This window comes from Bacteroides uniformis (assembly GCF_025147485.1).
GTDB lineage: Bacteria > Bacteroidota > Bacteroidia > Bacteroidales > Bacteroidaceae > Bacteroides > Bacteroides uniformis.
The window spans coordinates 3,713,190-3,727,276 of sequence record NZ_CP102263.1 but is presented as its reverse complement, the minus strand read 5'-3'; the positions used below and the strand labels follow the sequence as shown (position 1 = coordinate 3,727,276).

At 41.0% G+C, this 14,087-nt stretch carries 8 protein-coding genes; 6 read left to right on the top strand and 2 right to left on the bottom strand.

Annotation, left to right across the window (positions count from 1 at the left end; all coding sequences use genetic code 11):
- Positions 1-10: 10 nt before the first annotated feature.
- From NQ510_RS15085 to NQ510_RS15075, 3 genes are all read left to right on the top strand, one after another.
- Positions 11-856, top strand: a complete 846-nt coding sequence (locus tag NQ510_RS15085; RefSeq protein WP_005827754.1) for a tetratricopeptide repeat protein — start codon at positions 11-13, stop codon at positions 854-856.
- A gap of 249 nt (positions 857-1,105) precedes the next feature.
- Positions 1,106-1,381 (top strand): DNA-binding protein, encoded by a 276-nt coding sequence (locus NQ510_RS15080; protein ID WP_085929906.1) that lies wholly within the window; start codon positions 1,106-1,108, stop codon positions 1,379-1,381.
- A gap of 80 nt (positions 1,382-1,461) precedes the next feature.
- Positions 1,462-2,592, top strand: coding sequence for a universal stress protein (locus NQ510_RS15075; protein ID WP_005827758.1), 1,131 nt, complete (start codon positions 1,462-1,464; stop codon positions 2,590-2,592).
- 188 nt (positions 2,593-2,780) lie between these two features.
- On the opposite strand, the gene NQ510_RS15070 is transcribed toward NQ510_RS15075, so the two are convergent.
- Both NQ510_RS15070 and gyrA read right to left on the bottom strand, forming a co-directional pair.
- Positions 2,781-4,022, bottom strand: a complete 1,242-nt coding sequence (locus NQ510_RS15070) for a tetratricopeptide repeat protein (RefSeq protein ID WP_005837195.1) — start codon at positions 4,020-4,022, stop codon at positions 2,781-2,783.
- A 30-nt stretch (positions 4,023-4,052) separates the two neighbouring features.
- On the bottom strand, positions 4,053-6,581 hold the full coding sequence (gene gyrA / locus NQ510_RS15065) for a DNA gyrase subunit A (protein ID WP_005827761.1): 2,529 nt from the start codon (positions 6,579-6,581) through the stop codon (positions 4,053-4,055).
- 301 nt (positions 6,582-6,882) lie between these two features.
- On the opposite strand from gyrA, the gene NQ510_RS15060 reads away from it, so the two are divergent.
- The 3 genes from NQ510_RS15060 to NQ510_RS15050 all read left to right on the top strand — a co-directional run bounded on the left by NQ510_RS15060 (position 6,883) and on the right by NQ510_RS15050 (position 14,050).
- On the top strand, positions 6,883-9,411 hold the full coding sequence (locus NQ510_RS15060) for an ATP-dependent Clp protease ATP-binding subunit (RefSeq protein ID WP_005827762.1): 2,529 nt from the start codon (positions 6,883-6,885) through the stop codon (positions 9,409-9,411).
- Positions 9,412-9,522: 111 nt separating this feature from the next.
- A complete protein-coding gene (htpG, locus tag NQ510_RS15055; protein ID WP_005827766.1) occupies positions 9,523-11,571 on the top strand; it encodes a molecular chaperone HtpG in 2,049 nt (682 codons plus the stop codon).
- A gap of 181 nt (positions 11,572-11,752) precedes the next feature.
- The gene (locus NQ510_RS15050) at positions 11,753-14,050 is read left to right on the top strand and encodes a patatin-like phospholipase family protein (protein ID WP_008664510.1); all 2,298 of its coding nucleotides are present in this window, start codon (positions 11,753-11,755) and stop codon (positions 14,048-14,050) included.
- Positions 14,051-14,087: the final 37 nt, after the last annotated feature.

Sequence of the window (14,087 nt, the reverse complement as noted above, 5' to 3'; positions counted from 1 at the left end):
TCAGGAGGAAATGGTAATGAATAAAATATTGTTTTTTACTCTTAGTCTAGTGATGGCAATTACTGCCTATGGGCAGAATTCTGCATCTGTAGATACATTACAGACTGCTAGTGACTCTACATCCGTCGGTTCACATGCGGAATTCTCTGCTGCAAGGCAAGAAAGCAATGTGACAAAGGCTGAAGGTGACAGCGCTTATATACGGAATGATTATGCTTCTGCCATTCAAATATATGAGAATCTGTTAAAGAAGGGAGAGGCTGCAGAGGTCTATTATAATCTTGGCAACAGTTATTATAAGGCAGATGATATAGCAAGAGCTATATTGAATTATGAGCGTGCCTTGTTGTTGGAACCTGGTAATGCTGATATTCGTGCAAATTTGGAGATAGCACGTTCTAAGACAATCGATAAGGTAATCCCAGTTCCTGAGGTTTTCTTTGTATCTTGGACTAAATCGTTGATTAATTGTCTTAGCGTAGACGCATGGGCTAAGTTGGGGATTGTGTTCTTTGTACTATTACTCGTTTCGTTCTATCTCTTTTTCTTTTCAAAACAGATTACGGGAAAGAAAGTGGGATTTATTGCAGGAATAGTATTCCTGGTTCTTGTTATATTGAGTAATGTGTTTGCTGCTCAGCAAAAAGGCGAACTGATGGAACGTAACGAAGCTATAGTGTTGGCACCTAGTGTCACAGTGCGTAGTACTCCCAGTGAAAGTGGTACAAGTCTGTTCATTCTTCATGAGGGACGTAAAGTTGAGATAAAAGACAACTCTATGCGTGAATGGAAAGAAATTCGTTTGGAAGATGGTAAAGTAGGGTGGGTTCCAGCTTCTGCCATAGAAGGTATTTAAATTTTCCCTGTATTCTAAAAACAGCTCGTATAAACCCGATAATTCTGCTTTATACGAGCTGTTTCTGTCTATTTTTAGGAGCTTTTTCTCTGTACTTATAATTCTGCATACTTGAAAATGATTATTTTTTGGAGAGGCAATATTCTTTTTGAAAAAAGATAAAGAAATAGTTTGTTTTATCCTTTTTTTTCCTTAAGTTTATAGCGTGATAATAAAAAGTACAGAGTATTAACCATTAAATTTATGAATATGAGAACAATAACATTTAATGAATTACGTAAGATTAAAGACTCATTGCCTAGTGGTAGTATGCATAGAATAGCCGATGAACTTGGACTGAATGTTGACACTGTAAGAAATTTTTTCGGTGGACACAATTTTAAGGAGGGGAAAAGTGTTGGGATTCACTTGGAACCTGGACCAGATGGTGGATTGGTTATGATTGATGATACTACTGTTTTAGAGCGAGCTTTAAAAATTTTAGATGAAATGGCAGGTAAGACTGAAGAAGCTGTTCGAGCTTAAGAAGAGAAAGTTAGATAGAATCCCAATTGCTGACAACAATTGGGATTTCTTGTTTGTTTTAATCTCAAAATCAATGATATATGGAAGATAAATTAGTTACTTTGGCAATCTTAACGTACGCGAAAGCTCAAATATTGAAAAATGTTCTTGAAAATGAAGGTATTGAGACTTATATTCACAATGTAAACCAGATACAACCGGTTGTTTCTTCTGGCGTACGTGTACGTATTAAGGAGAGTGACTTACCTCATGCTCTGAAAATTACTGAAAGCTCTGCGTGGTTATCTGAAGAGGTAGTGGGGGGGAAGTCACCTAAACTGGAGAAGGTTAGTAATAAAGTGCTGATTCCAGTGGATTTTTCCAATTATTCTTTGAAGGCTTGCGAGTTCGGTTTCAATTTCGCTCAGAATATAGGTGCAGAAGTTGTTTTGCTACATGTTTATTTTACTCCTATATATGCAACTTCTTTGCCATACGGAGACGTATTTAACTATCAGCTAAGTGATGAGGAGAATGTAAGGAGTATCTTACAAAAAGTTCATGCTGATTTGAATGCATTATCTGATAAAGTAAAAGAGAAGGTAGCTTCCGGCGAGTTTCCAGATATTAAATATACTTGTGTTTTGCGTGAAGGTATTCCTGAAGAAGAGGTACTCCGCTATACCAAGGAATATCGGCCACGCATTATCATAATGGGAACTCGTGGTAAAAGTCAGAAGGATATTGATTTGATCGGCAGTGTAACGGCTGAAGTGATTGAACGTAGCCGTGTACCGGTATTGGCCATTCCTGAAAATACTCCATTCAAGCAATTTTCTGAAGCTAAGCGTATTGCATTCATTACTAATTTTGATCAACGTGATTTAATAGCTTTTGATTCGCTAATAAATAATCTGAAATCATTTAAGTTTTCAGTGTCTCTGATACATCTTTCAGATGTTCAGAATACATGGAATGAAATAAAACTGGCTGGTATTAAGGAATATTTTCAAAAACAATATCCACAATTGGAAATATACTATGATGTGGTAAAGAACGATAATCTGCTTAGTAGTTTAGACAGTTATATCAAAAGTAATCATATTGATATTATAACATTAACTTCTTATAAAAGAAATATATTTTCGCGCTTATTTAACCCTGGCATTGCCAGAAAGATGATTTTCCATTCTGATACACCATTGTTGGTAATTTACGGAAGACCGAATTAGGTGTTGAATATAGGTATATATGGTTTCTATCCAATATCAGCATTATGTTTAATATGGCGCTGGAATAATTTAATCTAATTTTAATTTCTTCTCTCCCTCACTTAAGAAATAACATTCTTTACTTAATGATATAACAATAATAAAAGCCTAATTAATAATTTAATTAGGCTTTTATTATTATGAAAGTATTACATCAACTTTTCAATTTCTTCGAATTCAGGGCCCATTTGCAAATTATAATACACTCTATATAGACCATTTAACCACAAATCTTTTTGATCAGGTTTCAGTTCTCTTGCCTTTTCATAATAAGGTTTTGCCTTTTCATAGAAAGTCTTCAGAGTAGCCTGGTCTTCTTTATACTTCGGATCATTAATATCTGTAGTTGCTTTTTCTGAGAAATCTTGTGCTTGTAAGCAGTAAATCAAGCCTAAATTAGAGTATGCTTCTGCATAATTAGGATCTACTTCTATAGTTTTTTTATAGAATTCAATAGCTTTATCATAGTCCTTCATATTGTGATAAAGGTAGCCTTTTACATACAAATAGAATGTATTGTTAGGATCTTTAGCCAACATATCATCAGCAAACTGCATAGCTTCGTCATATTTGTTGTTATTGCTATAATAATCAATCAAGTGACCGAAGAAGAATGAATGTTCAGGATATTTCTGGATACCTTCTTTTAAAGAAGCAATCCATTTAACAGTATCACCTTCAGCTTTCAATGCAGTAGAGATAAATTCCATTGCGTATTTCCCAACTTCTTTATCATCTTGCGCATAAGGAGCATACTTCAAAATACTAGGATAATCTTCCATCTTAGCAGCTGCTAAACTTGCATAATATGCTATTTGGGGTAATACAGTATCTGTTTGTAATAGATTTTCCTTTTCAAACATCGGGTTGATAGCAATATCAATGTATGTTGCAAAGAAATCTAATGCTTTTTTATTGTCTTCATTGGCTGCATCGCCTTCTTTCTGTGAGGCCAAATTAAAGAATTGGATACCGCCATTGATCAGATTACCGCGTTCTGCTAAAATTGTAGCAGAATTAGATTTTCTATATTTATTCTTGATTTTGCCCTTTTCATTGGGAATTTGTGCCAATTCGTCACATTTGAAGTAGAATTTACACATGTTCAATGCGCTATTATATACCTGAAGAGTGTCATAAGGTTTTCTCAGATAGGCATTTTCCATTTCTTTCTCACTTCTTTTTCTTTGGATAAGACCTGCTACATCCCACGTTTCGGCATTGTCCTTTGTTTCGGGATTGGTTAAAGCCTGATTTATCAGTTCCTCTGCTTTGGCAAAGTCAGGATTTACTCCGTTAGCAATACTTTTAGCCTCTTTTACGTTCTTTTCTTGGGCGAAAGTAAAGCTTGCGACAAGTAGTAAAACCATTGAAAATAATACTCTTTTCATGATTGTAGAAAATTTAAATTAATATTATGTCTATTCTTCATTTTCATTGTTTACCTCGTTCTGAGGGCTTTCAAGGGTATTTTCTTCCCCCTCCTCTATAAGTTCCTCTTCATTTTCTGAAGTGACTTTACATACAGAGCCGATTTCGTCATTACGTTTCTCAAGGTTGATTAGACGCACACCTTGTGTAGCACGTCCCATGATACGAACATCGGCGACTTTCAGACGGATGGTAATACCGGATTTATTAATAATCATCAAGTCATTTTCATCTGTAACAGACTTGATAGTTACTAATTTACCCGTTTTATCGGTGATATTCATTGTTTTCACACCTTTACCTCCACGATTGGTCTTGCGATAATCTTCAATATCCGAACGTTTGCCATATCCTTGTTCCGATACAACCATAATTGTTTCCGCTTCAGGATCTTTGATGCATATCATACCTACTACTTCGTCTTGACCGTCTTCATCCAATGTCATACCACGTACACCGGTGGCAGTACGTCCCATAACGCGCACAGCACTTTCATGGAAACGAATGGCACGTCCGTTACGGTTGGCAATGATGATTTCATTGTCGCCGTTTGTCATACGCACTTCGATTACACGGTCGTCTTCACGGATAGTGATAGCATTTACACCATTTTGGCGAGGACGTGAATACTGCTCAAGCAATGTTTTCTTAATGACACCATTCTTAGTACAGAACAATACATAATGGCTGTTGATAAATTCTTGGTCGTTCAGGTTCTTCACGCGCAAATAGGCGTTTACAGCATCGTCAGAGTCGATATTCAACAAATTCTGGATGGCACGACCTTTCGAATTCTTAGTACCTTCGGGGATTTCGTATACCTTCAGCCAGTAACACTTACCTTTCTGTGTAAAGAACATCATGGTATTATGCATGGTTGCAGGATAAATATGCTCTACAAAGTCTGCATCGCGGGTTTCGGTACCTTTGGAGCCTACCCCACCACGGTTTTGCGCACGGAATTCGCTCAGCGGTGTGCGTTTGATGTATCCCATGTGCGAGATGGTGATAATCATTTCATCATCTGCATAGAAGTCTTCCGGATTGAATTCTTCTGATGAATAGACAATTTCCGAGCGACGTTCGTCACCATACTTCTCTTTTACTTCAATCAGTTCATCTTTAATGACTTTGCGGCAGAGTTCGTCATTGACAAGGATTTCTTCCAAATAAGCAATCTGCTTCTGAATTTCCTCATATTCGGCGTGCAGCTGGTCTTGCATCAATCCTGTGAGCTGACGCAAACGCATTTCAACAATGGCACGTGACTGAATTTCACTGAGTTGGAATCGCTCCATCAAACCTGATATAGCATCATTCGGGGTTTTAGCAGCACGGATAATCTTGATTACTTCGTCGATATTATCAGATGCAATGATTAATCCTTCCAGAATATGTGCACGTTCTTTGGCCTTGCGCAAATCATACTGAGTACGGCGGATGACTACGTCGTGTCTGTGCTCAACGAAGTGTTTTATCAAATCTTTCAGATTCAACAGACGTGGACGGCCATGTACCAATGCAACATTGTTCACACCAAAAGATGTCTGCAGCATTGTCATCTTGTAGAGCTTGTTGAGTACAATGCTGGCATTTGCATCACGTTTTACATCAATAACGATACGCATACCTTCACGGTCGGATTCGTCATTAGCATTGGCAATACCTTCAATTTTCTTTTCGTTGGCCAGATCGGCTATATTCTTAATCAATTCAGCTTTGTTGACACCATAGGGAATTTCTGTCACAACGATTTTATCGTGCGTCGAACCAGTCTCAATTTCGGCTCTAGCACGCATTATGACACGTCCGCGTCCCGTGAGATAGGCTTCGCGAACACCGCTCATACCGTATATATAGCCTCCGGTCGGGAAATCAGGAGCTTTGACATACGTCATCAGCTCTTCTATATCGATGTCATTGTTTTCAATGTATGCAATACAAGCGTCAATAACCTCAGATAGATTATGGGTCGGCATATTGGTAGCCATACCTACGGCAATACCAGATGCACCATTTACCAAAAGATTCGGAATACGGGCCGGCATGACGGTAGGCTCTTGCAAAGAGTCATCGAAATTGTTCTGCATGTCAACAGTCTCTTTCTCAAGGTCTGTCATCATGTCTTCACCAATTTTTCGCAAACGACACTCTGTATAACGCATGGCAGCAGCACTGTCACCGTCTACTGAACCGTAGTTACCTTGTCCATCTACCAACATGTAACGCATTGCCCAAGGCTGAGCCATACGTACAAGAGCTCCGTAAACGGACGAGTCGCCATGAGGGTGATATTTACCTAATACTTCACCTACAACTCTGGCTGATTTTTTATAAGGTTTGTCGGAGGTATTTCCTAATCCCATCATTCCGAAAAGAATTCTTCGGTGAACGGGTTTAAAACCATCTCTAACATCCGGAAGGGCACGTGAAACAATGACCGACATAGAGTAGTCAATGTACGATGACTTCATTTCCTCCTCGATGTTAATCTTTATAATTCTGTCTTGTTCAAGCATTTAAAAAGATTATTAATTATACATTTTCGGGTTCGTGAAAAACCACGCTAAAGTACTGCTTTTTTACGATATACAAAAGTTTTCCTCCATAAACTTTGTTGCCTGCAACATAAATATGGAAGTACTCCCTCCCTTCCTCACCAAATTGCTATTAATATATAAGGTATAAAGTGGAAAAACAGATTTGAAATTTATGGCACGGGATTTGTATACTATTAAATCAGTTAAATATGATACGCTGAATTAATAAATGCGTATCTTTGTCGTGGATAACCTTTTTAATTGAGGAGAATTATAAAATATGAACAATCAATTTTCACAAAGAGTTTCAGACATAATTACTTATAGCAAGGAAGAAGCCAATCGATTGAGAAATCGCTATATTGGTCCGGAACACCTTCTGCTCGGCATGCTGCGTGATGGCGGAGGAAAAGCTATTGAAATATTGTTGAAACTTGATATAGATTTAAAACGAGTAAAAAGTCGTCTGGAGGGTTTCCTAAAGGATGCCGAGGACGATACTCTCTTGCCGGACGCTGAAGTGCCCTTGTCCCCGATGACGGCTAAGATATTGAAGATGTGTATGCTTGAAGCGCGTTTGCTGAAAAGTGCAACTGCCGATACGGAACATGTATTGCTGGCTATCTTGAAAGATGGCGACAATCTTGCTGCAACTGTTTTGGAAGAACACCGGGTGGATTATCAGGCTGTATTTGAACAGCTTTCGATGAAATCGACCAATCCGAATGCGGGAATGGGATTCACCGAGGATGATGAAGAGGATGAAGAAGATATGAATATGTCCCGCTCCTCCCGTACTGGGGGAGCTGGTTCGGCTTCGGCTGCACAGGCTGCATCCAGAAAGCCGTCCAATGATACTCCTGTGCTGGACAATTTCGGCGTAGACATGACGCGGGCTGCCGAAGAAGGCAAGCTGGACCCGGTTGTGGGTCGCGAACGCGAGATTGAACGTCTGGCGCAAATCTTGAGCCGCCGTAAGAAGAACAATCCGGTGCTTATCGGTGAACCTGGAGTCGGAAAATCTGCCATCGTAGAGGGTTTGGCATTGCGTATTGTGCAAAAGAAAGTTTCGCGCATTTTGTTTGAAAAGCGCGTGGTGATGCTTGATATGGCCTCTGTGGTGGCGGGAACAAAATACCGTGGTCAGTTTGAGGAACGTATCCGCTCTATCATCAACGAGTTGCAGAAAAATCCGAATGTCATCCTTTTCATCGATGAAATCCATACGATTGTAGGTGCCGGTGCTGCTGCCGGTTCCATGGATGCTGCCAATATGCTGAAACCAGCTTTAGCGCGTGGTGAAATACAGTGTATTGGAGCTACCACTCTCGATGAATACAGAAAGAATATCGAGAAAGACGGTGCTTTGGAACGTCGTTTCCAAAAGGTGATTGTAGAGCCTACCACAGCTGAAGAAACGCTTCAGATATTGAAGAATATCAAGGAGAAGTATGAAGACCATCATAACGTGAGCTACACGGATGAAGCCTTGGAAGCATGTGTCAAGTTGTCAGCACGCTATATAACCGACCGCAACTTCCCGGATAAAGCTATTGATGCTTTGGACGAGGCGGGTTCGCGTGTGCATTTGACGAATATTAATGTTCCGAAAGAAATTGAGGAACAGGAAAAGCTGATTGAAGAGGCACGTAGCCTGAAGGCTGAAGCTGTAAAGTCACAGAATTTTGAGCTGGCTGCCAGCTACCGCGACCGTGAGAAGGAACTTTCTGTCCGCTTGGAGGAGATGAAGGTTGAGTGGGAAGCCCGTTTGAAGGATGACCGCCAAACGGTAGGTGAAGAGGAAATAGCCAATGTTATTTCAATGATGTCCGGTGTACCCGTACAGCGCATGGCGCAGGCAGAAGGACTTAAACTGGCCGGAATGAAGGAAGAACTACAGGCGAAGGTGATAGCTCAAGATGCTGCGATAGAGAAACTTACCAAAGCAATCTTGCGTAGCCGTGTAGGGTTGAAAGACCCGAACCATCCCATCGGAACTTTTATGTTCCTTGGCCCTACTGGTGTGGGTAAGACGCATTTGGCAAAGCAATTGGCAAAATATATGTTTGGCTCTGCCGATGCCTTGATACGTATCGATATGAGCGAGTATATGGAGAAATACACCGTATCTCGTATGATTGGTGCCGCTCCGGGATATGTGGGCTATGAGGAAGGCGGCCAGTTGACTGAAAAGGTGCGTCGCAAGCCGTATTCCATTGTCTTGCTGGATGAGATTGAGAAAGCCCATCCGGACGTGTTCAACATCTTGCTCCAGGTACTGGATGAAGGTCGTTTGACTGACAATTATGGCAGAACCATCGATTTCAAGAATACGGTTATCATTATGACCTCCAATATCGGTACGCGGCAGTTGAAGGAGTTTGGCCGTGGCGTAGGTTTTGCGGCGCAAAACCGCACGGATGACAATGAACATTCGCGCAGTGTGATACAAAAGGCTCTGAACAAGACTTTTGCTCCCGAATTTTTGAATCGTTTGGATGAAATCATTACTTTCGACCAGCTCTCCTTGGAGGCTATCACAAAGATTGTGGACATTGAGCTGAAAGGCTTGTACGAACGGGTTGAAGCAATTGGTTACAAGCTGGTTGTGGAGGATGATGCAAAGACATTCCTTGCTTCGAAAGGGTACGATGTACAGTTTGGTGCGCGCCCATTGAAGCGTGCCATTCAGAACCACTTGGAGGATGGACTTTCCGAGCTGATAGTGGCGGCAGAGTTACAGCCGGGTGATACGGTAAATGTATCAGTAGACAAAGAAAAAGATGAGCTGAGCATCAAGAAGGCATAAGCAGTTCTTTATAAAAACCGTCAAAATGTCAGTCCTTATGGGCTGGCATTTTTTTTGTGCTATATCTGCCGGAATAATTAAAAATATAAATCTAAAAAATATAAATGTAGTATGCAAAAAGGTAATATTGGGGTAACTACTGAGAATATCTTCCCCGTCATTAAAAAGTTCTTGTATAGTGATCATGAAATTTTTCTCCGTGAGTTGGTTTCTAACGCGGTTGATGCTACACAGAAGCTGAAAACACTCTCCTCTATCGGTGAGTTCAAGGGTGAAGTTGGCGATTTAACCGTACATGTCTCGCTGGGAAAAGATACCATTACGGTGTCCGACCATGGTATAGGTCTTACGGCTGAAGAAATAGACAAGTATATTAACCAGATAGCTTTCTCTGGCGCCAATGACTTCCTTGAGAAATATAAAAACGATGCCAACGCCATCATCGGCCATTTTGGATTGGGTTTCTATTCGGCTTTTATGGTTGCCAAGAAAGTCGAAATCATCACTAAATCCTATCGGGAAGGCGCCCAGGCTGTAAAGTGGACATGCGATGGCAGTCCGGAGTTTACGATTGAAGACACTGATAAGGCAGAACGTGGTACGGATATCGTTCTTTACATAGACGATGACTGCAAGGAATTCCTTGAAGAAGCGCGCATTTCCTCTTTGTTGAAGAAGTATTGCAGCTTCCTCCCTATCCCGGTTGCATTCGGCAAGAAGAAAGAATGGAAAGACGGCAAGCAGGTTGAAACTGCCGAGGATAATATCATCAATGATTCCAACCCGTTGTGGACGCTGAAACCCAGCGAATTGAAAGATGAAGATTATAAGAAGTTCTACCGTGACCTTTATCCTATGTCCGACGAACCTTTATTCTGGATTCATCTGAATGTGGATTATCCGTTCCACCTTACCGGTATTCTGTACTTCCCCAAAGTGAAGAGCAACATCGAGTTGAACAAGAATAAGATTCAGCTCTATTGCAACCAGGTATATGTGACGGATTCGGTGGAAGGTATTGTTCCCGACTTCTTGACCCTGCTGCATGGTGTGCTCGATTCACCGGACATTCCATTGAACGTTTCCCGTTCTTATTTGCAGAGCGATGCCAACGTGAAGAAGATTTCTACATATATCACGAAGAAGGTGTCAGACCGTTTGCAGTCTATCTTCAAGAATGACCGTAAACAGTTTGAGGAAAAGTGGAATGACTTGAAAATCTTCATCAACTACGGAATGCTTACGCAGGAAGATTTCTATGATAGAGCCAAGGATTTTGCCCTTTTCACCGATACAGACAGCAAATATTATACTTTCGAAGAGTATAAGACGTTGATTAAAGATAACCAGACGGATAAGGATGGAAATCTGATTTATCTGTATGCCAACAATAAAGATGAACAATACAGCTACATAGAGGCCGCTACGAATAAAGGATACAATGTGCTGTTGATGGATGGACAGCTGGACATTGCGGTGGTGAGCATGTTGGAACAGAAGTTCGAAAAGGTTCGCTTCACTCGTGTAGACAGCGATATTATTGATAATCTGATTGTCAAGGAAGACAAGAAGAACGAAGCGTTGGAAGCCGGCAAGCAGGAAGTTCTTTCTTCCATCTTCAAGAGCCAGTTGCCCAAGATGGATAAGACGGAGTTCAACATCACGGCGCAGGCTTTGGGCGAAAATGCCACTCCTATCATGATAACTCAGAGCGAGTACATGCGCCGTATGAAGGAAATGGCGAATATCCAGGCTGGAATGAGCTTCTATGGCGAAATGCCGGATATGTTTAACCTGGTATTGAATTCAGACCATAAGCTGGTAAAAGAAGTTCTGGCAGATGAAGATAAGGAATGTGCTGCTGTCGTTGCTCCGGTTCAGGCAGAGATGGATGAAGTGAACAAGCAGCGTACTGACCTGAAAAAGAAGCAGGAAGGCAAGAAAGATGAGGATATACCGACTGCCGAAAAGGATAAAGTGAATGAGCTGGATAAGAAGTGGGACGAACTGAAAACACAGAAAGAAGGCATCTTCGCCGATTATGCTGCCAAGAATAAGGTTGTCCGTCAACTGATAGATTTGGCACTGCTGCAGAATGGTATGTTGAAAGGTGAAGCTTTGAACAACTTTGTCAAGAGAAGCATTGACCTGATAAAATAAGCCCCTTTAAATTTGCATTTAATATATGCAAGGGTATTGTGATTCTTCGGAGTCGCAATACCCTTTTTTTATTCATTTTCACCAATTAGGGTGTGATTTTCTTCGTTGAATACGGCATTTTTAGAAACTATTGTTTATATTTGGGGCAATGAACATTTATCTTACTCGGAATAGCATAGTTATGAAAAGAGTTTTATTGTTTTTTTCGTTTCTTCTATGTGGCTTTATTTTACAAGCTCAGAAAGTGGGGCTTGTACTGAGTGGCGGTGGAGCAAAAGGCATGACTCATATAGGCATTATCCGGGCTTTGGAAGAGAATAATATCCCCATTGATTATATAACCGGAACCTCTATGGGAGCTATCATCGGTTCTCTGTATGCTATGGGGTATTCCCCAGACGATATGGAGGCGCTGTTGCGCTCTCCCGACTTTAAGCGTTGGTATTCGGGCAAAGTGGAGCCTAAATACGAGTATTATTTTAAGAAGAATCGTCCTTCACCGGAATTTTTTAATATCCGTTTTGCTTTTAGGGACTCGCTGCATATAAAGCCCCAGATACTTCCCACAAGCATGGTCAACCCCATACAGATGAACCTGGTATTTGTGGAATTGTTTGCACGTGCTACGGCTGCATGTGGCGGTAATTTCAACAAACTGTTTGTTCCTTTTCGCTGTATAGCATCCGATGTGTACAATAAAAAGCCATTGGTATTGAGTAAAGGGGATTTGGGAGATGCGGTACGTGCTTCCATGAGCTTTCCATTTGTCTTCAAACCGATAGAAATAGACAGTACGCTTGCTTATGATGGCGGCATTTACAATAATTTCCCTACGGATGTGATGCGGGAGGATTTTCATCCGGATGTCATCATTGGCAGTGTGGTGGCGGCAAATCCCGGTAAGCCGAAGGAGAATGACCTGATGAGCCAATTGGAGAATATGATTATGCAGAAGACCGATTATTCCATTCCGGACTCATTGGGCATAGTCATGACCTTCAAGTACGATGATGTCAACCTGCTGGATTTTGACCGTCTGCAGGAATTGCACGATATAGGCTACAACCGTACTCTTAATATGATGGATTCCATCAAAAGCCGTGTTCACCGTAGGGTGAATGCTGATAATGTGCGTTTGAGGCGCCTTGTCTTCCGGAGTAACCTGCCTCAATTCCGTTTTCGGGATATTATTATTGAAGGGGCGAATGCCCAACAGCAAGCCTACATCAAAAAAGAGTTCCATGATGAAGAGCATGAAGTCTTTACTTATGAAGACTTGAAGCGCGGGTATTTTCGTTTGCTGGCAGATAATATGATTTCGGAAATAGTTCCTCATGCTGTGTATGATTCGGAATCCGATTTGTATGAGCTGCATTTGAAGGTGAAGATGGAGGATAATTTTTCCGTGCGTCTGGGGGGCAGTGTCTCTACCACGAGCTCAAATCAAATCTATTTGGGAATAGGATATCAGAACTTGAATTATTATTCCAAGGAAATCACTTTTGACGGTCAGTTGGGTAAGATTTATAATAATGCCCAGTTGATGGGTAAGATTGATTTGCCTACCCACATATCTACGTCCTTTCGTTTTATTGCTTCAATCAGTACCTTCGATTACTACAAGAAGGACAAGCTGTTTTCCAGGAATGACAAACCTTCATTCAATTCAAAGGACGAACGTTTTGTGAAGTTGATGGTTGCCTTGCCGTTTTTGGCCAATAAGCGTGCGGAGTTCAGTCTGGGATATGGCCAACTGGAAGATAACTACTTTCAATCCAGCGTAATAGATTTCGATAAGGACCGTTCGGACAGAAGTACCTACAAACTTTTGGGAGGTTCCATCGGTTTCTATGGGAGTACCCTGAATACGCGGCAATACGCGACAAAAGGCTATCTGGAGAAACTGATAGCCCAGGTATTTACCGGGAGGGAAAGATTTGAACCGGGGAATCCGCAAGAAGGGTACAGTCCTTCTCCGCAAGAACGGCAATCATGGTTGCAAATTTCTTATATGAAAGAGGCATATCACACAATGGGGCCGAAGTTCACCCTGGGATGGATGGCAGAAGCACTGTATTCGTCGAAAAATTTCTCTGAGAATTATACGGCAACCATGATGCAGGCAGGAGAATTTGCACCGACTCCGCATAGTAAACTGATGTACAATGAAGCTTTTCGTGCCAACCAGTATGTGGCTGCCGGTATCAAACCCATATATGTTTTGAACGACATGTTCCAGTTCCGGACAGAATTTTATGGCTTTACACCGATTTTTCCGATAAAAAAGAATGCATTGAATAAAGCATATTATGGAAAAGCATTCTCCCGCTTTGAGTATATGGGAGAAGTTTCTGTTATTTGTCATTTGCCCTTCGGAGCCATCTCTGCTTATGTAAATCATTATAGCTCACCGAGAAGGGAGTGGAATGTGGGGATGACCATCGGCTGGCAGTTGTTTAATTATCGCTTTGTCGAATAAATTTCTTCAAAAAAAGTTTGTATATCGTTTGCTAATT